A 25330-nucleotide genomic window follows, 5' to 3' on the forward strand; every position below is an offset into this window, starting at 1 on the left:
ATAAACTAAATTAAGCAAATATAGTAGTTTTATTTTCCTAAATTAATCATTATGGTTGACTAATAATCTATTAAAACATAGTTTTGATAAAAATTAATCAATTTAATGAAAGATTTTATTGTCATAGGAGGCGGCCAAGCTGGCTTATCGATTGCTTATTATTTAAAAAAACAAGGTCAAGATTTTCTGGTTGTAGATGCCAATGCTGAAGTCGGAGCACCGTGGTTAAAGCGTTGGGATTCTTTAAAATTATTTACACCATCAGAATTTAATAATTTACCTGGATTCCCTTTTCCTCATAAAAAAGGACATTATGCAAGCAAATATGACGTTGCAGATTATTTAAAACAATACGTTTCCACTTTCGATATTCCTATTAGATTTAATGAAAAAATAATAACTTTAAAAAAAGAAGGCAGTCACTTTATTCTTAAAAGTGAAGGTAACGTATACAAAGCAAAAAATGTGATTGTATCTACTGGTCCTTTCCATACACCATTTATACCTGCGTGTCATTCAAAAATTGCCGATCCTATTTTTCAAATTCACAGCGAGTATTACAAAAATGCGAATCAATTACAAGATGGTGATACTTTAGTGGTTGGTGCTGGGGATTCTGGTGTGCAAATTCTTAAAGATATTTCTGAAACAAATAGAACTGTTTATTTTTCTGGAACCACTAACATAGCAACATTACCACAGGAAATCTTGGGAAAAACATTATGGTGGTGGTTTAAAAAAATAGGATTTTTAACGGTCACTAAGTATTCTTGGATTGGAAAAAAATTAGTATCAGGACGGCAACCGGTAATAGGAACCAATGTTAAAAAATTGTTTAAAAAACCAAACATTCATTGTGTTGGCAGAACCTTAGATACCGATAAATATGATATTGTTTTTGAAGAAAAAACTATTTCTTCTATAAAAAACATTATTTGGGCCACTGGGTTTAAACCCAATTTTGAATGGATAGAAAATGAACAATTGGATGCTGATAACTACCCAAAAAACTACAGAGGGGTTAGTACTATAGAAGGCTTATATTATTTAGGCTTACCATGGTTACATACCAGAGGCTCCGCCACACTTGGCGGTGTAAAAAATGATGCCAAATATTTAAGTCAGTACATTTTAAAAACGATGCCGTCTATAAATACCGCACAAAAAGAAACGATAAAAGAATTAATCTCAACCTAACTAGTCAAAAAAATGAATAACAAAAACAACCTATGGCTAAACGATTTACAGCGTAAAAGAGAAAAAGGCCCTACACTTCACAAAGCTTCCTATTCTGAATTTAATGATTCTACAAAATCTGTTCATGCGGGACAATACAACGACCCAACTACCAGAGCCTTAGGGACACCCATTTTTCAATGTTCTACATTTTATTTAAATGAAGCGTCTTACAAAGCCATAGATGAAGGGCGTGGGAGAGATGAAATGATTTATTCAAGATACGGGAACCCTTCACAATGGAGTGTTCAAGAAAAACTATCTTCATTAGAAAATGCCGAAAGTTCAATTGTATTTTCCTCAGGAATGGCAGCTATTTCGTCTACGCTATTAGCACTATTAGATAAAGGCAGTCACGTGGTCTCTTCAAGAGATATTTACGGAGGAACCTATAACTTTTTGTATGAAGATCTATACCGTTATGGGATGTCGGTAACTTTTACCTCTCCTACTAATATAGAGGCTATTGAAGCTGCAATACAAGAAAACACCAAAGTGTTGTATTTTGAAGCGCTAACAAATCCTTTACTAAAAATAACCCCATTAAAGGACTTAGTTGCTTTAGGTAAAAAACACAACCTAAGAGTAATTATAGACAACACCTTTTTAACGCCTTACAATGTAAAACCTTTAGAATTAGGGGTTGATTTAGTCGTTAACTCTGCAACAAAATATTTAAATGGTCATTCTGACTTAATTGGAGGAACCGTTTCTGGTTCTCGTAAACTAATAGACAGTATTTGGCCTCAAATGCTTAAAAACGGGGGTTCTATGGATCCTCATGCCTGCTTTTTATTAGAGCGTAGTTTAAAGACCTTTGCACTTAGAATGCGTACTCATAATGACAATGCACTACAACTTGCCTATTTTTTGGAAGCAAATGAAAACATAAAAAGAGTCTACTATCCTGGATTACTTTCCCATAATCAATATGAGTTGGCGCAATCTCAAATGAAAGGAAAATATTCCGGAATGATTAGCTTTGAGGTTCAAGGAGGCAACGAAAATGCTCATAAATTATTGAGTTACTTAAAACTACCAAAAGAAGCCACTAGTTTAGGAGGCGTAGAAAGTTTAATCTCGCTACCTTATAACACTTCACAAGCTTCATTAACTAAAGTACAGCAAAAAACCATAGGAATAAACGAAGGTCTTATTCGTTTATCTGTTGGTATAGAAGATATTGAAGATCTCATTTTAGATTTTGAACAAGCAATTAATAACGTATTTAAAAAGGAACTTGTATGTTAAACAACATTAACATCGCTGGACTAAGCGAATTTACTAATGAAGTAAAAGAAATTCCTACAGAAGGAAGAGCTTCTTATGGTATTACTCTTGACTGGGTAAGCGGTACAAAAACAAAAGTTAGTACCAAGAATATGGTTTTAGGTCATCATAAAATAATAAGAGATTTTGAGTTTATGATAGACGAGCCTTCTCAATTATTAGGGGTTAACCATGCTCCAAATCCAGCAGAATATATGCTTGGGGGTTTAGCGGGTTGCATGGCAGTAACTTTCATGGCTGGAGCTACAGCTATGAATATTGAAATAAACGAATTAAAAATTGAAATCGATGGTGAGTTAGATTTGAATGGGTTTCTAGGAATAAATGACAAAATAAACCCAGGTTTTCCGGAATTAAAATTCATTTTTCATGTAAACGGAAATGGCACCCAAGACGCTTATAATAAGCTTATTGAACGTGTAACGAAACATTCCCCTAACTTTAATACCATTAAAAACGAAGTAAGAATGATAGGAGCATTAAAAACAGAAGCTCCTATAAACTAAATAAAAAAGGCCAGAACTCAGAGTTCTGGCCTTTTATATATATAAACATAATGTTTTACCAAGCTTCTTCAATCTTGATGCGCTTACCGTTTTCGTATGACGCGATAAAGGCATCTCTAAAACCTATTCTCAAGAGTTCCTTTCTAAAACGTTGTGCTTCATCTAGATTGTCAAAACTACCAATAGAATACTTGTAGAATTCATCTTCTTCAAATTCCTTAAAATTTAAAAAAGAATCAGAATAGGTAGATACCATGCGCTCTTCAAAAGCGCCAACTTGTACGGCATAAACAAACTCACCTTCTACCGAAGCTCGCGACTCTTCCTGCTCAATGTTATTAGATGCTAAAAGAGCTGTGTCGCCTTCACTTTCGCCATAGTTACCAAGTTGTGTTTCTAATGAGTCAATTTTAACCGTTTCATACAGTTTAAATCCATCCTTTTTAAGCGCACTTTCATTTATTAAAGTAGCAGGACTAGCAAAGTATGTGGCAATACCAATAATTAAAAAAAGCAGAAACACTGACGAAATTCCAATAAAAATATTGCGTTGATCCTTTAGAGTCTGCGTTTTTTCGCGCTCTCTGTAAAAGTTAGTTTCAAATTGTTTTTGTTCTTTTTTACTAATATCTATTTGCTCATGCATAGCAACTAGATCGTTTTCATCGATGAATGGCATAATTGTAGGTCGTTCGGGTTAATAGGGTTGCAATATAATAATTTTTAATTATGTGGTCAATTCATTTTTACTTTATAGTAAAATAAAAATAATATAACTATTTGATATGTTGTTTTTTAAACACCTTTCATTCGCTGCCATAGTTCAGACATTGCAGCACCAAAACTGCCTATCCTGGGCTCAAAATCTTTCATATTAAGTCTGTCATTCTCTTTGAAAAGCTGAAAACTAAATACAGATTCATAACCTTTTTCTGTTTTCAATAACGGATATCGTAAGTCATTATATAAGTACTCGTTTTCTGAAGTTCTCTGAACATTAAAATAATCTTTACTAAACCATGCTAAGTCTCTCATGTCTTGAAATTCTACTTTAGAAATCGATCGTGTTTTTGGAATTTTTTGCCATTCAGAAAAACGAGGCTCTGCGTCTAATAAGGAATAGAATGCGATGTGATACTCTGTTTTCGTTTCAGCAATACCATACCATAAAATATTATTTAAAAGCGTAGGTTGTGCACTATAGCGTGTATATTCTATAGAGTTTTCAGTTAAAGATTTTTCGAAAACAGAATCTACATAATACTTATTTCCAATGGTGAGTAACAGATATGCAGAACTAATACCTATCCCCAATCGCAGCAAACGTTTTCGTTTTGTCGCTGTTCTTCTGTAGCACATTAAAACTAACATACAAATCAAAAAGGGAAAAGTATACAAGGGGTCTAGAACAGCAATGTTATTAAACGCCACCCGATAATTTGAAAAGGGAGCAAATAGTTGCGTACCATAAGGTGTGAAACAATCTAAAATTGGGTGTGTAAATAAGGCTAAAAAGAATAACAAAATCCACTCTTTTAGTGTTGTAGTTTCTTGGCGTTTACCTGAATTATATAGCTTATAAACCAGCCACCCAAAGAGAAACGCACCTAAAACCGAAAACAAAATGGAATGCATAAAGCCACGATGAAAAAGCATCGCATCAATTTTATTACCGTATAAAATGTTCCCTATAAAAACATCTAAATCTGGAATAGTGCCTCCAATGGCTCCAAAGAGCAATGCCTTATTTCCTATTTTTTTCCTAAAACCGCTTCACCGCAAGCCGCCCCGAGTACAATTTGAGTTAATGAATCCATATAAAAGGCTAAGTTACAGTAAGCTATTGAATTTGCATAGCTTATTGTAAAATCGTAACATTACAATTCTAAAAAAACAAACCGAAATGCAAGACGAAAACCTTTCGAAAATTGATATTGAAGACCAAAATATTAGAGATAATAAAGAACTTAATATCTGGGAGGCTATGGTTCCTGTTATTATTTTAATGGGGTTATTAGCGTATAATATCTTTTTTGTTGACGGTCAAGAATGGTTTGGTACTTACACCAATCAAATTATTTTATTATTGGGAGGTGGCGTGGCCATGATTGGGGGATTTTTAAACAAAGTGTCTTTTCGTGTGATGCTAAAAGAAATCTGGGAAAATTTAAGAAGTGTTTTTGTTCCAATAATGATTCTTTTTTTAGTGGGAGCATTAGCGGGAACCTGGTTGGTTAGTGGTATCATACCCGCAATGGTGTATTATGGGCTTCAAGTATTAAATCCATCTATATTTTTACCGGCTTCGGTCATTATTGCTGCTATTATTTCTATTGCTACTGGAAGCTCATGGACAACTTCTGCAACCGTTGGTATAGCTTTAATTGGCATTGGTAGTGCGTTGGGCATTCCAGCTGGTATGATAGCTGGTGCTGTTATTTCTGGGGCTTATTTTGGAGATAAAATGTCTCCATTAAGTGACACTACAAATTTAGCTCCTGCCATGGCTGGAACAGATTTATTTACGCATATTCGTTATATGACCATCACAACCGTACCAACAATAATAATCACTTTAATTGCTTTCACGTTTATGAGTATGACGGTGGACACAAAAGGAAGTGCTGATATTAGTGACTTTTTAGCGACGATAGATTCTACTTTTTATATAACACCTTGGCTATTTACGGTACCTGCAGTAGTTATCGTTCTTATTTTATTTAAAACTAAGCCCCTAATCGCTTTAGCCACGGGCGTAATTTTAGCTGCTATTTTTGCCTTTGTTTTTCAGCCAAATATTCTAAATAGTATTGCTGATTCAAAATTAGGCGCAATTACTAATGCTGTTTTAACAGACACGAGCATTATTACAGACAACGAAAAACTTAATGATTTATTTAGTTCTGGCGGAATGAATGGCATGCTTTGGACCATTTTTCTAATTTGTTGTGCTATGGTTTTTGGCGGCGTGATGGATGCTATTGGTGCCTTAGCCAGAATTACTAAAGAGTTATTAAAATTAGCAACCTCAGTATTTGGCTTATTTGCCAGTACCGTAGTGAGTTGTTTGGGATTAAATGTTATCGCTTCAGATCAATATTTAGCCTTAGTAATTCCTGGGAAAATGTTTAAAAAAGCATACGAAGATCGCGGTTTAGCCCCAGAAAACCTAAGTCGTACATTAGAAGATTCTGGAACAGTAACCTCTGTTTTAATTCCTTGGAATACTTGTGGTGCTTACCAAAGTGGTGTTTTAGGCGTTGGCGTTGGCGAATATTTCATATATGCTATTTTTAACTGGCTGAGTCCGTTTACCACATTATTTTTTGCTGCACTTAATATTAAAATAAGACAATTGAAAGCTAAATAATTGTAAATTATAGCTTTATAATTTTACTATAATCAAAACTTATAGCCTAATAAAATTTTAAAATTTTATTAGGCTTATTTTATTTAAGGACTGCTGTACTTTTGTACCCTTACAAAACAAAATATTAATTATAAAATTTTAAAAAATGGCAATAGTAGGAAAACAATTTCCAAACTTAAATGTGGATGCAATGAACGAGATGGGTGATACCTTTAAATTAAACGTTCTTGAAGAAGCAAAAAAGAACAAGAAAAAAGTATTATTATTCTGGTATCCCAAAGATTTCACTTTTGTTTGTCCAACAGAATTGCATGCTTTTGAAGCTGCCAAAGCAGAGTTTGAAAAAAGAAATACGATCGTCATTGGTGCCTCTTGTGATACACCAGAAGTGCACTTTGCATGGTTAAACACTCCAAAAGATAATGGTGGTATTGAAGGTGTTACTTACCCAATTTTAGCAGATTCTAACCGTAATTTGGCTTCTACTTTAGGCATCTTAGATATTACTAACGAAACATACAATGATGAAACAGGCGTTGTGACTGTTGAAGGTGACAATGTAACCTACAGAGCAACTTATGTTATAGATGAAGATGGTATTGTACAACACGAAGGTGTAAACAACATGCCAATTGGTAGAAATGTTAATGAGTTTTTGCGTATTATCGATGCCTTAACACACGTTCAAGAAAAAGGTGAAGTTTGTCCTGCAAATTGGGAAGAAGGAAAAGATGCTATGAGTGCTAACAGATTAGGAACTGCTGAATATTTGGCTAATCACGTAAACTAATTTATCATGGTTCAAGAATTAAGTCAAGACAACTTATCAGAAATTATTGCTGCGAACGACACTGTTGTCGTGCAATACTCTGCAACTTGGTGTGGTAACTGTCGTATTATGAAACCAAAAGTTAAGAAATTAGCTGGCGAATTAGAAAACATAACCTTTGTTATCGCTGACGCGGAAAAATTTCCTGAATCAAGACAATTAGCGACCGTTGATAATTTACCAACGTTTGCAACATTTAAAGGCGGGAAATTTGTAAATCAAACACAGACTAACAAATTTGACGTTTTAAAAGCATTAGTTGACGAAGTAGCATAAAAAAAATGCTTTTTGTTTTAACGGAAATTATAAATTTATTTATCAATGAAATTACCAGTAATAAAACACCTAACACAATTTATTGAAGACAATGACGAAGATTTCCTTGTTGAGACTATTGAAACCTTGGAAGCTTTAACAGAAGTGCCTTCTTTAAAGGATGAAGAACTCGACGTTATTGGAGAACTAATCTCTAACATGTACGGTGCCATAGAAGTCAATAAAATGATTAAGGAAGGTGCTACAAAAAAAGATGCCGTTAATAATTTTATGAAACGTGTATTAGGGGCTATTGATAAATAGAAATTAGATAAATTAAAATATAGTTTAATAAAAAACCACTTCAACTGAAGTGGTTTTTTTGTTGTTATGAGACCTCACCTTTAAAAAAAGGTGAGGTCTTCTTAATTTATTTTGAGTTACTTCTTTTGATTTATTTCAAATCAAAACGATCCAAGTTCATCACCTTAGTCCAAGCTGCAACAAAATCCTTAACAAACTTGTCTTGACCGTCATTTGCGCCATAAACTTCTGCGACTGCTCTTAATTCTGTATTTGAACCAAAGATTAAGTCTGCTCGTGTGCCTGAAAACTTCATAGCTCCCGTTTTACGATTCCGCCCAATAAACTCCTTTTCTTCTGAGTTTGCTGCTTTCCATGTTATTGATATATCTAAAACATTAGTAAAGAAATCATTCGTTAAACTTCCAACAGTATCTGTAAACACACCATGTCTGGAACCATCATAATTTGCACCTAGAACACGTAGTCCTCCCAATAAAACGGTCATTTCTGGCACCGATAAGGTTAATAAATTAGCCCGATCTATTAAGAAATCTTCAGCTGCAATGTCTATCTCTGGTTGGATATAATTTCTAAATCCATCTGCAAAAGGCTCTAAATAGCCAAAAGCTTCAATATCTGTTTGTTCTTGTGAAGCATCACCTCTACCTTGTGTAAAAGGAACTTTAACAGAATGGCCTGCCTTGCTAGCAGCTTCTTCTACTCCTGCAACTCCACCCAAGACCATCAAGTCGGCCATAGAAATGGTTCCGGTAAATTCACTTTGAATACCTTCTAAAATAGTTAAAACCCTCTTTAATTCATCTGGATTATTTACGGCCCAACTCCTTTGCGGTTCTAAACGTAAACGTCCGCCATTAGCTCCTCCACGTTTATCTGACCCTCTAAAGGTAGAAGCAGACGCCCACGCTGTGGTTACTAATTGAGACACAGTAAGACCAGAAGCTAAAATCATTTTCTTTAATGAATCTATATCAGAATCACTAAGATGATAATTCACTTTCGGAATTGGGTCTTGCCAAAGTAATTCTTCTTTTGGTACTTCAGGACCTAAATAACGATCAATTGGTCCCATATCTCGATGCGTTAATTTATACCAAGCACGAGTAAAAGCATCTTCAAATGCTTTATGATCTTTATGAAAACGCTTCGATATTTCTAAATAATCTGGATCCGTCTTTAAAGCAATATCTGCAGTGGTCATCATTAACGCTTGTTTTCCATTGGCGTCACCCGCTTTAGGTGCCATTCTAGCATTTGATGCGGCAGTTGGCGTCCATTGGTGGGCACCAGCTGGGCTTTTGGTTAACTCCCAGTCGTAATTTAATAACACCTCAAAATAATCATGATCCCATTGCTTTGGATTTGGTGTCCATGCACCTTCAATACCACTAGTAATAGCATCATCTAAGACACCTGAGCCAAATGAATTTTTCCATCCCATGCTCATTTCTTCGATTGGTGCACCGTGTGGTTCTGGTCCTACATGTTTATTTGGATCTGCAGCCCCATGCGCTTTACCAAAGGTATGCCCTCCCGCTACAAGCGCAACGGTTTCTTCATCATTCATAGCCATACGCCCAAAGGTCTCCCTCACATTATGTGCTGAACCCATTGGATCTGGATTGCCATTTGGTCCTTCAGGGTTTACATAAATCCATCCCATCATTACTGCTGCCAACGGATTTTCTAATGCACCATTATCATATCTTTCTTCATTCGCTCCCCATTGCGTCTCACTTCCCCAATAGATATCTTGTTCAGGTTCCCAAGCATCTTCACGCCCTCCAGCATAACCAAAGGTTTTAAGTCCCATAGATTCTATGGCGCAGTTCCCTGCTAAAATCATTAAATCTGCCCACGAAATATTACGCCCATATTTTTGCTTTATTGGCCACAGTAGTAGTCGTGCTTTATCCAAATTTCCATTGTCAGGCCAACTGTTAACAGGCGCAAAACGTTGGTTTCCAGACCCTGCTCCACCTCTACCATCTCCAATTCTATAGGTTCCTGCACTATGCCAAGCCATACGAATCATAAAGCCGCCATAATGCCCATAATCTGCTGGCCACCAATCCTGAGAATCTGTCATTAAATTCAGTACATCTTGTTTTAATGCTTTAAAATCTAAACTATTAAACGCTTTAGCATAATCAAAATCTTCTCCCATTGGATTAGAATTGGGAGCATTTTGACGTAAAATATTTAGTTTTAATTCATTAGGCCACCAATCGCGATTTTTCACACCAGCTCCAGCCGTTCTCTTTTGAGTCCCTAAAAAAGGACACTTACTTGCCGATGAATCGTTGATTTCAAACGTTTCAGTATTTTTATTATCCATAATCTATCTGTTTCGTTATTTGTTTCCTTAAAATTAACGATTTAAATGATTAGAATAAAATTAAATAATTGATTGTTCTAATTTTGTAATAACTTTAAACTATTAAAAGCGAAACATATATCATTTATTATTATTGCTTAGCTTTTCCCCACAAAAAAAGCCACTTCAATTTGAAGTGGCTTTTTTTTATCTTTTGAAATAGTCTTAAAGATCGAAATTTATTTTAATTTCTTTGGCTTTTGAAGCTTCTCCAACAGCAGAATATATATTCATGAGTGTTCTTGCGACATCGGCATCTGCCTTCCCACTACTAACGACTACCTCTAAAAAAGGAATCGCTTCTTTGTATACCGTTTGACGTTTCGCAATCAGTTCATCATAACGTTTGTTATCTGCATTAGAATTTCCCAATGCATTCATCTCTTTAACAATGGCTTTATCTTCATCTAATATTAAAACCGCTAAATTTGTTAAGGCATTAACATTTTTTGAATCTAAAGAAATCACTTTTAAATAGTATTTTTTTGCATCCTCTATTTTTCCAGAGGTTGCAGATAAAACGCCCAGATTAAATAATAAGTCGATATTATTTGGATCTTTAGTTGTCGCTTCTTTAATTAAGCGCTCATACTCTTCGGTATTCCCTAACTTGTATTGAATATTCGCTTCTGTTATAATTAAATCAGAGTTATCAGGATCAATAACTCTTGCTTCTTTAATGGCAGCTAAAGCCTCTTCCGTTTTGTTTTGTTGAAGATATATAAAAGCGATGTTTTTTGTAATTTCAGGAACTTTTGATTCTGTTTCTCTCACACCTGGAGTAATATGAGATTTTACAGTTTTAACATATAAGTCTCTTGTTTCTTTATCCATTACTTCTTCTTCACCAGTCTCTTTATTTACCGCAAAGTATTCCATTTTAACACCTGTATACCCTATTTCTTTAAGTTTTAAATAGTGCTTTAATGCCGCATCGTAATCTTGTCCGCTAACAGCACTTACCGCAGCATAATATAAATATTCAGCATCCGTTGGAACCACCTCAAACAAATTAGCAAAGGCCATTTCTGCTTCTTTGAAATTTTTATTTGTGAATAACGTATTTGCTTTTTGAAGCAAATCATTTTCCATTAATTTTTTCAAATCGGCTACTTCACCTGCATAAGAATTGCCTGATATACTATCAAGACTTTCTACAGCTACCATTACCTCTTGTGCTGAACCAGCACCATTAGCAAAAAACGCTTTTCCTTTATTTAAATAAAATTTAGCTTTGCTTTTATCGTCCATCGATGAAAGCATTGGCTCTAATTCTGAAACTACAGTTTTAGCTTCAGCATAATTATTATTTTTTACTGCTTTCTCAAGCACTCTTAATTCTTTGTTTTGAGCAAAAGAAAAAAGGCTTACCATTAATGCTAGTGAGAGAATTAATTGTTTTTTCATGTTAAATTATAATTTTTTGTTTTGTATGATTTATTTTTATTCTTCAGATTCAGAATCAAGAGTCGTGCCAGTGTCTAAATCATCAGTCTTTTCGGCACCTTCAACTCCTTCAAGACTTTCATCGATGACCTCATCTTCATCATGCATTACTTTTGCAACAGCAGCAATAGAATCCTTTCCTTTTAAGTTAATAAGTTTAACGCCTTGTGTCGCTCTACCCATAACGCGTAAATTGGAAACAGCCATTCTAATAGCTATACCTGATTTATTGATGATCATTAAGTCATCCTCATCTGTTACATTCTTAATAGACACTAAGTTACCTGTTTTTTCTGTAATTGAAATGGTTTTTACACCTTTTCCTCCACGATTAGTAATTCTATAGTCCTCTAAACTAGAACGTTTACCATAACCATTCTCTGAAACAACAAGGATATCACTCTGCATATCATCTACAGCAATCATTCCAATAACCTCATCGGTTTTATCATTTTGCAAACGAATGCCTCTAACACCGGAAGCACTACGTCCCATTGGGCGTGTTTTTGCTTCTTCAAAACGAATCGCTTTACCAGATTTTAAGGCTAACATCACTTGACTTTCACCAGTAGTTAACTTTGCTTCTAATAAAACATCATCTTCTTTAATGGTTATTGCATTAATACCATTGGTTCTTGGACGAGAATATTGCTCTAAAGAGGTCTTTTTAACCTGACCTTTCTTAGTCGCCATAATAACGTAGTGACTATTAATGTAGTCTTCATCTTTAAGATCCTGAGTACATATAAAAGCCATCACTTTATCGTCTTGCTCGATATTAATCAGGTTTTGAATTGCTCTTCCCTTAGAAGTTTTACTTCCTTCTGGAATTTCATAGACCCGCATCCAGAAACATTTTCCTTTTTGTGTAAAGAATAGCATGTATTGGTGATTTGTTCCAACAAATAAATGTTCTAGGAAATCCTCATTACGCGTTGTTGATGCTTTTTGTCCTACACCTCCTCTATTCTGCGTTTTGTATTCTGTTAAAGAGGTACGCTTAATATAACCCGCATGAGAAATAGTAATTACGACTTGTTCATCTGGAATCATGTCTTCAATACTTAGATCACCACCTGCGTATTCAATAACTGAACGTCTATCGTCTCCATATTTATCTCTTACAACCACTAACTCTTCCTTAATAATAGCCATACGACGTTCTTTTTTGTCGAGGATATCTTTTAATTCAATTATCGTTTTCATAATTTCATCATACTCGCCTCTTAGCTTGTCTTGCTCCAGTCCTGTTAATTGACGTAGACGCATTTCAACAATGGCTTTGGCTTGTATTTCAGAAAGTTTGAAACGTTCTATTAAATTGGCACGTGCTTCATCTGCATTTGAAGAGGCTCTAATAATTTTAATAACTTCATCTATGTTATCTGAAGCAATAATTAAACCTTCTAAGATGTGTGCGCGTTCTTCCGCCTTACGTAATTCGTAAGTTGTTCTTCTTACCACTACTTCATGTCTATGCTCAACAAAATAATGAATGAGTTCTTTTAAGTTTAATAACTGCGGACGGCCATTAACCAGGGCAATATTATTAACACTAAATGACGATTGTAATGCCGTGTATTTATATAATTTATTAAGAACAATATTTGGAATGGCATCACGCTTTAACACATAAACAATTCGCATCCCGTTTCTATCCGATTCATCACGAATCGTAGCAATACCTTCTATTTTTTTATCATTAACCAAATCTGCAGTCTTTTTAATCATGTCTGCTTTATTGACCTGGTATGGAATTTCATTTACGATAATACATTCGCGCCCATTAACGTCTTCAAGAACTGTTTTAGCTCTCATAACAATACGCCCACGACCTGTATGAAAAGCTTCCTTTACACCATCATAGCCATAAATAGTTCCTCCAGTAGGAAAATCTGGTGCTTTAATGTGCTGCATTAGCTCATCTATCTCAATATCTGTATTCTCTATATAGGCAATAGTGCCATCTACAACTTCTGTTAAGTTATGTGGTGGCATATTAGTAGCCATACCTACCGCAATTCCAGAGGCGCCATTCACTAACAACCCAGGAATACGAGTTGGTAAAACGGTTGGTTCTTCTAAAGTATCATCAAAATTTAATTTATGATCTACAGTTTCTTTGTCAATATCTGCAAGCATATCCTCAGATATTTTACGCATTCTTGCTTCTGTATAACGCATGGCTGCTGGACTATCGCCATCTACAGAACCAAAGTTACCTTGACCATCAACTAACATATAACGTAAACTCCATTCCTGAGCCATACGTACCATTGCATCATAAACCGAAGTATCACCGTGTGGGTGATACTTACCTAAAACCTCACCCACAATTCTTGCAGACTTTTTATGTGCGCTATTTGCTCTAACACCCAGTTCATGCATACCGTAAAGTACACGTCTGTGAACTGGCTTTAATCCATCTCTTACGTCTGGTAAAGCACGTGACACAATGACTGACATTGAATAATCAATGTAAGCCGATTTCATTTCATCTTCAATATTGATTGGAATCAGTTTTTCTCCTTCTGCCATATAAAATATTATTTAGTTTTTATAAGTATTTCAAAACGTGCTAATATAATTATTTCTTAGTGATGGCAGGACTTTAAGCTTCATTTTTTAAAGGTATTTATTAACAATTACAGCGGTTCTCTCTTAATAAGTATCTTGTTAATTGTTTTGATTTTATAAAGTTTTTTTTGTCTATTAGCTGTAATCATAATATTTAAGGAATAGTTTTTGCGATTGATGTTATGATTTAGTAAATTTAATGTAGAAAGGAAAACAATTTATGGATGATAATTTTTCACCAAGAGTTAAAGATGTTATAGCTTACAGCAAAGAGGAAGCGCTAAGGTTAGGTCACGATTTTATTGGCACTGAACACCTAATGCTTGGTTTATTAAGAGATGGTAATGGGAAAGCAATTAATATATTAAATGCCCTAGATATTGATTTAAATCATTTAAGGCGTAAAGTTGAAATATTAAGTCCGGCAAACCCTAATGTCACTATAACCGCTAATGAAAAGAAAAACTTACACTTAACAAGACAAGCAGAACGTGCGTTAAAAACTACTTTTTTAGAAGCGAAATTATTTCAAAGTACTTCAATAAACACCGCACACTTGTTATTATGTATTTTAAGAAATGAAAACGACCCTACTACCAAGCTTTTAAATAAGCTAAAAGTCGATTATGATAACGTAAAAGAACAATTTAAGTCTATGATTACAAACGACGATAATTACATAGAGCCTAAAGCGGAATCATTTCAAGATGATGATTCTCAAGCTAATGAAGGCAACGAGTCCAAAGACATTTTTAATACGCCCACTGGAAAAGGCAATAAGAAGTCTAAAACACCAGTTTTAGATAACTTTGGGCGCGATTTAACGGCCATGGCAGAGGAAGGGAAACTAGATCCTGTGGTTGGGCGTGACAAGGAAATTGAGCGCGTGTCTCAAATTCTATCCCGTAGAAAGAAAAATAACCCCTTATTAATTGGTGAACCAGGAGTAGGTAAATCGGCAATAGCCGAAGGCTTAGCGAACCGAATCGTGAAACGTAAGGTTTCACGTATCTTATTCAATAAACGTGTCGTAACCCTAGATTTAGCTAGCCTCGTGGCAGGAACCAAGTACCGCGGACAGTTTGAAGAGCGTATGAAGGCAGTTATGAACGAACTAGAAAAGAATGACGATGTGATTCTCTTTATAGATGAAATTCATACTATTGTTGGTGCTGGTGGTGCCACAGGAAGTTTAGATGCCTCAAACATGTTTAAACCGGCATTAGCCAGAGGTGAAATACAATGTGTAGGCGCAACAACACTTGATGAGTACAGACAGTACATAGAAAAAGATGGTGCTTTAGAGCGTCGTTTTCAAAAAGTAATTGTAGAGCCAACATCGGTTGATGAAACGATAGAAATATTAAATAATATAAAAAGCAAATACGAAGAACATCACAATGTGTCTTATACTGACGAAGCGATCGAAGCGTGCGTAAAGCTAACCAATCGTTACATGACAGAGCGTTTTCTTCCAGACAAAGCTATTGATGCTTTAGATGAAGCAGGGTCACGTGTTCACATTACTAATATTGATGTGCCAAAACAAATCATAGAATTAGAAAAGAAGCTTGAAGACGTAAAAACAACCAAAAATTCTGTGGTTAAAAAACAGAAATATGAGGAAGCTGCGCGTTTAAGAGATGATGAAAAACGTTTAGAAAAAGAACTAGCCATCGCCCAAGAAAAATGGGAAGAAGACACAAAGTTGCATAAAGTAACCGTTACAGAAGACAATGTTGCCGATGTTGTTTCTATGATGACCGGTGTTCCTGTTAATCGTATTGCACAGACCGAAAGCAACAAACTAGCTAAACTACCAGAACTTATTAAAGGAAAAGTAATTGGTCAAGATGAAGCCGTTGCTAAAGTGGTAAAAGCCATTCAGCGTAATCGTGCGGGACTTAAAGATCCTAACAAGCCAATCGGGTCGTTTATCTTTTTAGGGCAAACAGGTGTTGGTAAAACGCAGTTAGCCAAAGTACTGTCTCGTGAATTATTTGATAGTGAAGATTCGCTTATTCGTATAGACATGAGTGAATACATGGAGAAATTTGCTATTTCCCGTTTAGTTGGTGCCCCTCCAGGATACGTTGGCTATGAAGAAGGCGGACAATTGACAGAGAAAATAAGACGCAAGCCCTATGCCGTAGTCCTTCTAGATGAAATTGAAAAAGCGCATCCCGATGTATTCAATATGCTACTACAAGTTTTAGATGATGGTTATTTAACGGACTCTTTAGGTAGAAAAATTGATTTTAGAAATACCATTATTATAATGACTTCTAATATTGGTGCCAGGAGACTAAAAGATTTTGGAACCGGAATGGGCTTTGGTACTGCCTCGCAAAAATCGCAAGAAGACGCGAATGCCCGTGCAGTGATTCAAAATGCATTGAAAAAATCTTTTGCACCAGAATTTTTAAACAGAATTGATGACGTTGTTGTTTTTAATAGCTTAGAAAAAGAAGACATTAACAAGATCATAGATATTGAGTTAGACAAATTATTAGAGCGTATTTCAGGTTTAGGCTACACTCTTAAATTAACGAAAGCTGCAAAAGATTATATTGCAGAAAAAGGTTTCGATAAGCAGTATGGTGCACGCCCTTTAAAAAGAGCAATTCAAAAATATGTTGAAGATGCTTTAGCAGAAGAAATTATAAATGCTCAAGTTAGTGATGGTGATGTTATTAAAATGGATTTAGACAAGAACAGTGATGAAATAAAAATTACTATTGAAAAGGCTGAAAAGCCAGCAGAATCGTAATTAATAAAACACATCGTTTTAAAAAGCTTCATTATATTTACATAGTGAAGCTTTTTTTATGCTCCAAAACAACAGCAATGAAAAAAATCTATAGTCAAATAATAAATTAAATGTCCATGTCTAAAACCCGTAAAATCTGGTTAGGTATTCTCACCTTCCTCCCTATGCTCTTTCTTATCGCTTATTTTATTTTTTTCTTTGCTTTTTTATTTAGTACATTTCAAAATGCAGAAAATCATGACGCCGTATTTCCTGAGGCTTTTATGAGCAGTTTTGCAATACTTTTTATACTTATAATGTTAAGTAGTTTGCTCTCTATTGGGTTGCTTATCTATTATATTGTTCATGCCAATAATAATGCAGAAAATGACAGTAACAAAAAATTAATGTGGACTCTGGTTCTAATCTTCACCTCTGGCATTGGATCAATCGTTTATTATTTTGTAGAAATTCTTCCACTGAAACCAATGAAAGACAAAGTAAAAACTAGCACAGCTCATGATCTCACAGCATTATAAGGTGGGGTATTAAATTTAGAGTGTATAGCTTTACGCATTACCTATTCCTTAAACCTATAAAATAGCTAAAAAAGCATCTTTTGGCAGGTGATTTTTACCTATTGTCTAAAACTAATACATCTGTTATGTCGCTCTCGTTTTTAATTCTAATTTTGTAGTCCAAATTGGAGTTAAATGATAGCAGACTTAAAGTTTTGTAAAATTGGATTTTTTGATGATTATGTAATCTGTAACGTTAATGAAGGTGTTACTTTATGTACCAAAAAAAATAAGGAGATTACAGTCTTTTTATTAAATCATTTTCAAAACAAACCGTTTGTATACATTACCGAACGCATTCATTCTTATTCAGTAGACCCCTCAATTTATAGTCACTCTTCTAAAGTTGAAACGCTTAAAGGCTTTGCGGTTGTTGCTTTTAATTATTTTGCTGCTAGCAGTGCTGATTATGAAAAAAACTTCTTAGAAAAACCATTTGAAATTTTTAATGAAACTATTGCCGCAGAACATTGGGCTAAAAATTTATTAAAAACCGTTTAATCTAAGAGCTCTTTAATGTCTATATTAAGTTGCTGAATGAATTCAATAGACGCTTGTATGTCATCATGAAGCACTTCATCTTCTTCAATAAAAGGAACGTCTACTCTATAGGCTTTTATGAACTGTTCTATAAATACTGACGATTTTAAGGGCGCTCTAAAAGCCAAAGCTTGTGATGCGTTAAGTAATTCTATAGCTAAAATACGTTCCACATTATGTATTAAAGTATGGGCTTGTGTTGCGGCGTTTGCTCCCATACTTACGTGATCTTCTTGACCATTACTAGATACAATACTATCAACACTCGCTGGTGTCGCCAATTGCTTATTAGCACTCACAATACTGGCTGCAGTATATTGCGGAATCATAAGCCCAGAATTCAATCCTGGATTATTAACCAGAAAAGCAGGCAAGCCTCTTAATCCAGAGACTAGTTGGAATACACGACGCTCAGAAATATTACCCAATTCGGCCATAGCAATTTTTAAATAATCTAAGGCTAATGCTAAGGGTTGACCATGGAAGTTTCCACCAGAGATAATTTCATCGTCTTTTGAAAAAATATTAGGATTATCGGTTACCGAATTAATTTCAGTTTTAAAGGTCTTTAACACAAAATTCAAGGTGTCCTTTGTGGCACCATGTACTTGCGGAATACAACGAAAAGAATACGGATCTTGAACGTGTTGTTTTTCTTGAGTAATTAATTCGCTGCCTTCTAAAAACTCACGCACTCTAGAGGCTGTTTTTAGTTGTCCGTTGTGTGGTCGCACCAAATGTACTAATTCATTAAAGGGTTCTATTCTGCCATCAAAAGCATCAATAGAAACACTCCCTATCAAATCTGCCAAATAAGACAGTTTAAATGATTTTAATAACAAGTGAATACCATAAGCACTCATAAATTGTGTGCCATTCAATAAGGCTAATCCTTCTTTAGATTGTAATTGAATAGGAGACCAGTTGAATTGTTTTAGCACGTCTTCCGCAGGCAAAACCGCGCCCTTATAATTTACTTTTCCTTTACCAATTAAAGGCAATGATAAATGCGCTAAAGGTGCTAAATCTCCAGAGGCTCCAAGTGAACCTTGTGTATAAATCACAGGTAGAATATCATGATTGTAAAAATCGATTAAACGTTCTACCGTTGCTAACTGACTTCCAGAGTGTCCATAATTAAGCGATTGTATCTTTAAAAGTAACATGAGCTTCACAATCTCTTGCGGCACTTGATCTCCTGTGCCACAAGCGTGAGACATGACTAAGTTTTCCTGAAGTTTTGTTAAATTTTCCTTGGAAATTTTGACATTATATAAAGACCCAAAACCTGTATTAATGCCATAAATTGGCTTGGTTTCGACTTTTAATTTTTCATCTAAATAAGCGCAACAAGTGATAATACGTTCTTTCGCGTCTTCAGATAATTGTAACTGCTTTTGCTCAGTTATTATAGCATGAACAGTAGCCAATTCTAAAACTTCAGAAGATATATAATGTGTAGTATTCATAAATCAATTTATACAGCCTCAAAAGTCAACATTCGTAAATTGATATGCAAGAAATATTAATAATTTATGAAAATCATAATAAATATAATTATAAACGATTATTTTTGAACAAACCAAAAATTTTTAATTGATGAAAAAACTATTAATATGCCTAGCTGCTTTAGCTATAGTAGCATGTGAAGAAGCCCCTAAAGATTATGTCACTTTATCTGGAAAAATAACAGATAAAAACAGTGATTCTATAGTTTTAAGAACACAAACCTATTCTAAAACAATACCGGTAAATGAAGATGGTACTTTTAAAGATACATTAAAGGTAGACGCTGGGATGTATAATTTTTATGATGGTGGAGAAAGCACAAATTTATATTTAAAGAATGGCTATGACTTGACGATGACTCTAGACACCAAAGCATTTGATGAAAGTATTACCTATGAAGGTTTAGGCGCTGAAACGAATAACTATCTAGTAAAAAAGGCTTTAATGGAAGAAACACTGTATCCTCCAGGACTTTGGGATTTTGAAGAAGACGCCTTTAAATCGGCTACTTCAGAAATACACAGCAAATTAACCGTGTTTTTAGACAACAACAAAACTATCGACTCTACATTGTTTTCTCTAGAGAAGAAAAATTTAGACGCTTTTAAAGAGGGCATTTTTAATGCCTATAAGCGAAATAAAGCGGCTGCTGAAGCGAGAGCTGCGCAATTTGCCGATTTTATTGGTCAACCTGCACCAACTTTTGAGAACTATGAAAATGCAAAAGGAGGCACAACCTCTTTGTCAGATTTAAAAGGGAAATACGTCTATGTAGATGTTTGGGCAACCTGGTGTGGTCCTTGTATTAGAGAAATACCTGCTTTAAAAGAAGTTGAAAAAGAATTTCATGATAAAAACATTGCGTTTGTAAGTCTGTCTGTCGATGATGGAAGAGGTTATAAAGACCGTGACGCTGCTGCTGCAAAAGAAGGTTGGAAAACCATGATTAAGGAAAAAGACTTAGGTGGTATCCAGGTTATATCAGACAAAGGTTGGCAATCAGACTTTGTTCAAGAATTTAAGATACAAGGCATTCCGCGTTTCATATTAATTGATCCAGCAGGAAATGTTGTAGATGCTGATGCACCAAGACCTTCTAGTCCTAAATTAAGAGACGTATTAAATGGTTTAGAAAATATTTAATCTTCCATCTCTTATCATTTAAAAGAGGCTTTCTAAAAAGACGAGTTCATTGTCATATTGAGCCTGTCGAAATATTTTAACCTACTGGTAATCAATATTAGTTTCGACAAGCTCAACCTGACAAAGTAAATTTAAAAGTCTTTTTAGACAGCCTCTTTTTTATGATCAATGCTTTGTCCTCGTTTTTGTTTTTTTATCGCTGTCCTCATCCACTTCTTCTACTTGTGGCTGCTCAGGTTGTTTAAATAAATCAATGTAGGCTTCACCAATACCTTCAATAACGTGGCTGGCTATTAAACTTTGATACCCTAGATTTTCAATTAACAAATCGGCAGACCGCCCATGTAAATAAATAGCAAAAATAGTACCCGCTAGAGGGGCGTAACCTTGCGATAGCATTCCTGTAATCATTCCCGTTAAGACGTCTCCGCTTCCAGCTGTTGCCAAACCAGGATTACCTGTAGTATTGACATACAGTTTATCTTCAAAAATAGTTATCGTGTTTGCGCCTTTTATAACCACAATTAGTTTATACTTTTTTGCAAAGGCTTTGGTTTTTTTTAGTTTATCAAAATCGTCCTTCCACTTACCTACTAAGCCCTCCAACTCTTTAGGATGTGGGGTTAAAATAGTCTGTTCTGGTAAGGCTTTTAAAAGCGCTTTCTTTTTGGCTAAAATATTTAACCCATCGGCATCAATGACTAAAGGTGTTTTGTTGGTTTTTAAAAAGGCTTCAAAAGCAGCGATCGTTTTAGCATCCGTTCCTACTCCTACCCCAAAACCAATAACGGTTGGTGCAATATCAAAACTAATATTTGTTATTTTTTCTTCCTCTGGATCAGTAATAACCATCACTTCAGGTAAAGCCGTTTGTAACACCGTATAGCCACATTTTGGAACATAGGCTGTCACTTTCCCAGCACCAATAGATAAGGCTGCCCTACTTGCCAAAGTGACTGCCCCAATTTTTCCGTAACTGCCACCAATGACTAAACTATGTCCGTAAATACCTTTATGACTATACTTTTCTCGTGGTTTGTAAATAGGAAGTACTTCATTTTTTCCAATCAATTGGGCTTCTGTTGGTGTTGTAAATAGAAATTCTGGATCAATACCTATATCTAACACTTCCCACTGGGTGGTATATCTCGCTGTCTCTGGTAAAAAGAAAACTAACTTCGGTGTTTGAAAACTCAAGGTATACCCTGCATTCACAACAGCTTCCTTATCTTCTGGTACTTGATCTGTGTGCAAGCCAGAAGGAATATCTATAGATACTGTATAAGCCTTAGTGGTTTTAAAATGATTAAATAGTGCCTTTACCCAATCATCTACAGGTCTGTTAATACCAATTCCAAAAATAGCATCGATAATAATATCCTTTTCATCTACTACGATCTCTTCAAAATCTTCTTGACAACTTAATAATTTGGGCCAATCGTTAGAGACATTTTTAATCCGATCATAATTAATTAAAAAATCTTTTGAGCGCTTGGTACTGCAGTTAACAACATAGGTCTTTACATTGTAGCCATGCGAAATCAAATGCCTGGCAACTACCAGTCCATCACCACCATTATTACCAATACCACAAAATACGTGAATGGGCACTTGAGCCCCTTGCATACGCATGTGTAGCCAATTAAAAATTTGTATTCCCGCACGCTCCATTAAATCGGTTGAAGAAATCTTTTGTTTTTCGGCGGTAAGTTTATCGCCAGCGTATATTTGTTCTTTGGAGAATATTTTCATTTTAAAATTTAATAATCTTTATTTCTAATGCGTTATTTATTTCGATTATGAAATACATTCCATTTTAATTCAGAATCTTATAAAAATGTTGGTTTTGTTTTGTTATTAGCGTAAAAGTAATACATTTACTATGTAATACATACAAAAAATGAATAACAACGTGATAATAGCACCCTTAAATAGAACTTTAGTTATTGAAGTACGCGTTGCTGTTTTTACGTTTATTACGATAATTACGACGACCCTTTTGGGTTCTTAATTATATTCACTTCCGCACTTATTTTAGCTTTTACGCTACTTTTTCAAAATTAATTTCGATTAAAATAAAATACAAATGCAAGTATTAAAATTTGGAGGAACCTCTGTTGGTTCTTCAAAAAACATCAATAGAGTTATCGCTATTTTAGAAGACTATGCTAAACAAAGTAAGGTGATCTGTGTGGTGTCTGCCGTTGGTGGCATTACCGATAGGTTATTAAAAGCTGGGCAATTAGCAAAGGACAATAACAAAGACTATAAAAAGGAGTATAAAGCCATTAAGAATAAACATTTAACTATGCTTTCTGAATTAATTCCTACCAACGAGACTAAAGTTGCAGATGCTCTAGAAGAAAAGCTCAAGCAATTAAAAAATCTTTTAGATGGTATTTTTTTAATCAATGAATTATCACCTCAAACCTCTGATCGTCTGTTAAGTTTTGGCGAACTATTGTCATCATTTATTATTGCTGAAACGCTAAAAAGCAGAAGCATGAGCGCAGCGCGAAAAAATGCGCAAGAGCTTATTATTACCAATTCAAATTTTACAAAAGCTGAAGTTAAATTTGAACCTACAAACTCAAATATTCGTACGTATTTTAAAGATGCCCATCAAAGTATTACCATTCTACCTGGTTTTATTTCAAAATCTACAAACAACGAGATTACCACTTTAGGACGTGGTGGCTCAGACTATACTGCGGCTATTGTTGCGGCTGCATTACAGGTGGAGAAACTGGAAATATGGACCGACGTTAGTGGCATGTATACTACTAATCCGAAACTTGTAAAGCAGGCCTATCCTATTCAGCGCATTAGCTATCAAGAAGCTATGGAATTATCCCATTTTGGGGCTAAAGTATTGTATCCGCCAACGGTGCAACCTGTACTCAATTTAAAAATCCCTATTCAAATTAAAAACACGATGGACCCTAAAGCCGTTGGAACCCTGATTTCAGATGGTGGCAATGGGAAATCCTCAACAGCAACGGGGATCACAAATATTAACAATATTGCTTTATTAACCCTTCAAGGTAATGGTATGGTGGGCGTGCCTGGTTTTTCAAAACGTTTGTTTGAAACATTGGCTCAAGAGAAAGTTAATATTATTTTAATTACACAAGCCTCGTCTGAGCATTCTATTTGTTTTGGTATAGACGTACAAGATGCCAACCTTGCCGAATTGGCTATTAACCAAGTCTTTGAATATGAAATAGCGACAAATAAAATAGACCCTATCATTGTTGAAAAAGAGCTCTCTATTATCGCTTTAATTGGTGACAAAATGAAAAGTCACCAAGGTATTAGTGGTAAAATGTTTAGTACGTTAGGGAAAAACAATATTAATATCCGTGCGATTGCGCAAGGTGCCTCAGAAAGAAATATCTCTGCGGTCATTACAGAAAAAGATGTAAAAAAAGCACTAAACAGCTTGCATGAAAGTTTTTTTGAAAGTGATACCAAACAACTTAATGTATTTATTACCGGCGTAGGAAATGTAGGCGAACGCTTAGTAGAACAAATAAAACAACAGCAACAGTATTTAAAAAAGCATTTAAAAATCAATTTACGTGTTGCAGGATTGTCTAATTCTCGAACGATGGTTTTTAATGAAGAAGGTCTGGATTTAAAAGACTGGAAAGTTACATTAAAAGAAGGTGAAGTGGCTACTTTAGATGGCTTTTTTGATGGTGCAAAAGCCTTAAACCTTCGCAACAGTATTTTTGTAGACGTGACGGCCAATGAAGCAGTATCTAAGTTATATACCAGATATTTAAAAGAAAGTATTGCTGTGGTCGCCTGTAATAAAATAGCCTGTTCAAGTACTTACGAAAACTATGTCGCCCTTAAAGCGCATGCTTTAGAATACAATGCGTCCTTCTTGTTTGAAACCAATGTTGGCGCAGGACTACCTGTTATCGACACCTTGAGTAATTTAATGGCTTCTGGGGATAAAATAACATCGATTCAAGCGGTCTTATCTGGTAGTTTAAACTTTGTCTTTAATAACTTTAATGATACTACAAAGTTTCACGACGTGGTGAAGCAAGCACAAGCTGAAGGGTATACCGAGCCAGATCCAAGAATAGATTTAAGCGGTGTTGATGTGGCTAGAAAAATACTCATTTTAGCCAGAGAAAGTGGAACAGCAATGAATCTGGACGACATTACCAACGACTCCTTTTTAACGAAAGCTAATTTAGAATGCGACTCGGTAGCTCATTTTTATAGCACATTAATTTCAGATGAAGCACATTTTCAAAAATTGTATGCTTCTGCCAAAGCTAAAGACTGCCAATTAAAATATGTTGCAGAATTTAATAATGGACAAGCCAAAGTTGGATTAAAGGAAATCCCACAAGGGCATCCGTTTTATAATTTGGAAGGAAAAGATAATATTGTCATGTTTTATACCCAGCGTTATCCAGAACAACCCATGATTATTAAAGGTGCTGGTGCGGGTGCAGATGTTACGGCTTCTGGATTATTTGCAGATATTATTCGTGTAGGAAATAATTAAGTGTAAAATCGCAGTGGGCAGGCCTCGCTCACTACAAAAAACAAACGGTTATTGTGAGGCGTTTACG

General features: G+C 35.1%; 19 protein-coding genes. 12 read left to right on the top strand and 7 right to left on the bottom strand.

The annotated features are described in order from the left end of the window. Positions 1–105: 105 nt before the first annotated feature. Genes GQ46_RS03125 through GQ46_RS03135 form a run of 3 tightly spaced genes read left to right on the top strand, consistent with a single transcriptional unit; the run spans position 106 to position 3032 of the window. A complete protein-coding gene (locus GQ46_RS03125) occupies positions 106–1197 on the top strand; it encodes an NAD(P)/FAD-dependent oxidoreductase (protein ID WP_044398304.1) in 1092 nt (363 codons plus the stop codon). A gap of 12 nt (positions 1198–1209) precedes the next feature. Then, positions 1210–2487, top strand: a complete 1278-nt coding sequence (locus tag GQ46_RS03130; protein ID WP_044398306.1) for a PLP-dependent aspartate aminotransferase family protein — start codon at positions 1210–1212, stop codon at positions 2485–2487. Next, a complete protein-coding gene (locus GQ46_RS03135; RefSeq protein ID WP_044398308.1) occupies positions 2481–3032 on the top strand; it encodes an OsmC family protein in 552 nt (183 codons plus the stop codon). Before GQ46_RS03130 ends, GQ46_RS03135 begins: the two co-directional genes overlap by 7 nt. A gap of 55 nt (positions 3033–3087) precedes the next feature. Here GQ46_RS03135 and GQ46_RS03140 read toward each other — a convergent pair whose 3' ends face one another. Both GQ46_RS03140 and GQ46_RS03145 read right to left on the bottom strand, forming a co-directional pair. Continuing rightward, the gene (locus GQ46_RS03140; RefSeq protein ID WP_052503387.1) at positions 3088–3711 is read right to left on the bottom strand and encodes an SPOR domain-containing protein; all 624 of its coding nucleotides are present in this window, start codon (positions 3709–3711) and stop codon (positions 3088–3090) included. A gap of 116 nt (positions 3712–3827) precedes the next feature. Continuing rightward, entirely contained in the window at positions 3828–4772 is a 945-nt protein-coding gene (locus tag GQ46_RS03145; RefSeq protein ID WP_231567314.1) for a metal-dependent hydrolase, read from the bottom strand. 163 nt (positions 4773–4935) lie between these two features. On the opposite strand from GQ46_RS03145, the gene nhaC reads away from it, so the two are divergent. The 4 genes from nhaC to GQ46_RS03165 all read left to right on the top strand — a co-directional run bounded on the left by nhaC (position 4936) and on the right by GQ46_RS03165 (position 7810). Beyond that, positions 4936–6402, top strand: a complete 1467-nt coding sequence (gene nhaC, locus GQ46_RS03150; protein WP_044398310.1) for a Na+/H+ antiporter NhaC — start codon at positions 4936–4938, stop codon at positions 6400–6402. A gap of 145 nt (positions 6403–6547) precedes the next feature. Beyond that, positions 6548–7192 carry a peroxiredoxin gene (locus tag GQ46_RS03155; RefSeq protein ID WP_044398311.1) on the top strand — a complete coding sequence of 215 codons (645 nt, stop codon included), beginning with the start codon at positions 6548–6550 and terminating at the stop codon, positions 7190–7192. Between the two features lie 6 nt (positions 7193–7198). Next, the gene (locus tag GQ46_RS03160) at positions 7199–7507 is read left to right on the top strand and encodes a co-chaperone YbbN (RefSeq protein WP_044398313.1); all 309 of its coding nucleotides are present in this window, start codon (positions 7199–7201) and stop codon (positions 7505–7507) included. Positions 7508–7552: 45 nt separating this feature from the next. Next, the gene (locus GQ46_RS03165; RefSeq protein WP_044398315.1) at positions 7553–7810 is read left to right on the top strand and encodes a hypothetical protein; all 258 of its coding nucleotides are present in this window, start codon (positions 7553–7555) and stop codon (positions 7808–7810) included. Positions 7811–7940: 130 nt separating this feature from the next. On the opposite strand, the gene katG is transcribed toward GQ46_RS03165, so the two are convergent. The 3 genes from katG to gyrA form a co-directional block, all read right to left on the bottom strand. Next, positions 7941–10151 carry a catalase/peroxidase HPI gene (gene katG, locus GQ46_RS03170; RefSeq protein WP_044398317.1) on the bottom strand — a complete coding sequence of 737 codons (2211 nt, stop codon included), beginning with the start codon at positions 10149–10151 and terminating at the stop codon, positions 7941–7943. Between the two features lie 204 nt (positions 10152–10355). After that, positions 10356–11597 (bottom strand): tetratricopeptide repeat protein, encoded by a 1242-nt coding sequence (locus GQ46_RS03175; protein WP_044398319.1) that lies wholly within the window; start codon positions 11595–11597, stop codon positions 10356–10358. 36 nt (positions 11598–11633) lie between these two features. After that, positions 11634–14174, bottom strand: a complete 2541-nt coding sequence (gyrA, locus tag GQ46_RS03180; protein WP_044398321.1) for a DNA gyrase subunit A — start codon at positions 14172–14174, stop codon at positions 11634–11636. 259 nt (positions 14175–14433) lie between these two features. Between gyrA and GQ46_RS03185 the strand changes: the two genes are divergently transcribed. From GQ46_RS03185 to GQ46_RS03195, 3 genes are all read left to right on the top strand, one after another. Then, positions 14434–16983 (top strand): ATP-dependent Clp protease ATP-binding subunit, encoded by a 2550-nt coding sequence (locus tag GQ46_RS03185; RefSeq protein ID WP_044398323.1) that lies wholly within the window; start codon positions 14434–14436, stop codon positions 16981–16983. A gap of 116 nt (positions 16984–17099) precedes the next feature. Beyond that, positions 17100–17501 carry a PLDc N-terminal domain-containing protein gene (locus tag GQ46_RS03190; protein WP_044398325.1) on the top strand — a complete coding sequence of 134 codons (402 nt, stop codon included), beginning with the start codon at positions 17100–17102 and terminating at the stop codon, positions 17499–17501. Between the two features lie 174 nt (positions 17502–17675). Continuing rightward, a complete protein-coding gene (locus GQ46_RS03195; protein WP_044398327.1) occupies positions 17676–18041 on the top strand; it encodes a hypothetical protein in 366 nt (121 codons plus the stop codon). Here the strand turns inward: GQ46_RS03195 and hutH are convergent. Next, the gene (gene hutH / locus GQ46_RS03200) at positions 18038–19549 is read right to left on the bottom strand and encodes a histidine ammonia-lyase (protein ID WP_044398329.1); all 1512 of its coding nucleotides are present in this window, start codon (positions 19547–19549) and stop codon (positions 18038–18040) included. The genes GQ46_RS03195 and hutH overlap by 4 nt on opposite strands. A gap of 130 nt (positions 19550–19679) precedes the next feature. Here hutH and GQ46_RS03205 point away from each other — a divergent pair, with 130 nt between their 5' ends. After that, positions 19680–20732, top strand: a complete 1053-nt coding sequence (locus GQ46_RS03205) for a TlpA disulfide reductase family protein (protein ID WP_044398330.1) — start codon at positions 19680–19682, stop codon at positions 20730–20732. A gap of 165 nt (positions 20733–20897) precedes the next feature. Here the strand turns inward: GQ46_RS03205 and GQ46_RS03210 are convergent, their stop codons facing one another. Next, positions 20898–22484: a bifunctional ADP-dependent NAD(P)H-hydrate dehydratase/NAD(P)H-hydrate epimerase gene (locus GQ46_RS03210; RefSeq protein WP_044398332.1), complete on the bottom strand. Its 1587-nt coding sequence runs from the start codon at positions 22482–22484 to the stop codon at positions 20898–20900. Positions 22485–22818: 334 nt separating this feature from the next. Here GQ46_RS03210 and thrA point away from each other — a divergent pair, with 334 nt between their 5' ends. Next, complete coding sequence (gene thrA / locus GQ46_RS03215) at positions 22819–25263, top strand: bifunctional aspartate kinase/homoserine dehydrogenase I (protein ID WP_044398334.1); 2445 nt, start codon at positions 22819–22821, stop codon at positions 25261–25263. Positions 25264–25330: the final 67 nt, after the last annotated feature.

This window comes from Lacinutrix sp. Hel_I_90 (assembly GCF_000934685.1).
In the GTDB taxonomy this organism is placed as follows: domain Bacteria; phylum Bacteroidota; class Bacteroidia; order Flavobacteriales; family Flavobacteriaceae; genus Lacinutrix.

Bases quoted from the DNA above. Each gene is read 5' to 3' on its own strand.
- GQ46_RS03135 (WP_044398308.1), top strand. From the start codon at position 2,481: ATGTTAAACAACATTAACATCGCTGGACTAAGCGAATTTACTAATGAA.
- thrA (WP_044398334.1), top strand. From the start codon at position 22,819: ATGCAAGTATTAAAATTTGGAGGAACCTCTGTTGGTTCTTCAAAAAAC.
- GQ46_RS03195 (WP_044398327.1), top strand. From the start codon at position 17,676: ATGATAGCAGACTTAAAGTTTTGTAAAATTGGATTTTTTGATGATTAT.
- hutH (WP_044398329.1), bottom strand. From the start codon at position 19,549: ATGAATACTACACATTATATATCTTCTGAAGTTTTAGAATTGGCTACT.
- GQ46_RS03210 (WP_044398332.1), bottom strand. From the start codon at position 22,484: ATGAAAATATTCTCCAAAGAACAAATATACGCTGGCGATAAACTTACC.
- GQ46_RS03130 (WP_044398306.1), top strand. From the start codon at position 1,210: ATGAATAACAAAAACAACCTATGGCTAAACGATTTACAGCGTAAAAGA.
- katG (WP_044398317.1), bottom strand. From the start codon at position 10,151: ATGGATAATAAAAATACTGAAACGTTTGAAATCAACGATTCATCGGCA.
- gyrA (WP_044398321.1), bottom strand. From the start codon at position 14,174: ATGGCAGAAGGAGAAAAACTGATTCCAATCAATATTGAAGATGAAATG.
- GQ46_RS03140 (WP_052503387.1), bottom strand. From the start codon at position 3,711: ATGCCATTCATCGATGAAAACGATCTAGTTGCTATGCATGAGCAAATA.
- GQ46_RS03185 (WP_044398323.1), top strand. From the start codon at position 14,434: ATGGATGATAATTTTTCACCAAGAGTTAAAGATGTTATAGCTTACAGC.
- GQ46_RS03165 (WP_044398315.1), top strand. From the start codon at position 7,553: ATGAAATTACCAGTAATAAAACACCTAACACAATTTATTGAAGACAAT.
- GQ46_RS03175 (WP_044398319.1), bottom strand. From the start codon at position 11,597: ATGAAAAAACAATTAATTCTCTCACTAGCATTAATGGTAAGCCTTTTT.
- GQ46_RS03205 (WP_044398330.1), top strand. From the start codon at position 19,680: ATGAAAAAACTATTAATATGCCTAGCTGCTTTAGCTATAGTAGCATGT.
- nhaC (WP_044398310.1), top strand. From the start codon at position 4,936: ATGCAAGACGAAAACCTTTCGAAAATTGATATTGAAGACCAAAATATT.
- GQ46_RS03190 (WP_044398325.1), top strand. From the start codon at position 17,100: ATGTCTAAAACCCGTAAAATCTGGTTAGGTATTCTCACCTTCCTCCCT.
- GQ46_RS03160 (WP_044398313.1), top strand. From the start codon at position 7,199: ATGGTTCAAGAATTAAGTCAAGACAACTTATCAGAAATTATTGCTGCG.
- GQ46_RS03155 (WP_044398311.1), top strand. From the start codon at position 6,548: ATGGCAATAGTAGGAAAACAATTTCCAAACTTAAATGTGGATGCAATG.
- GQ46_RS03125 (WP_044398304.1), top strand. From the start codon at position 106: ATGAAAGATTTTATTGTCATAGGAGGCGGCCAAGCTGGCTTATCGATT.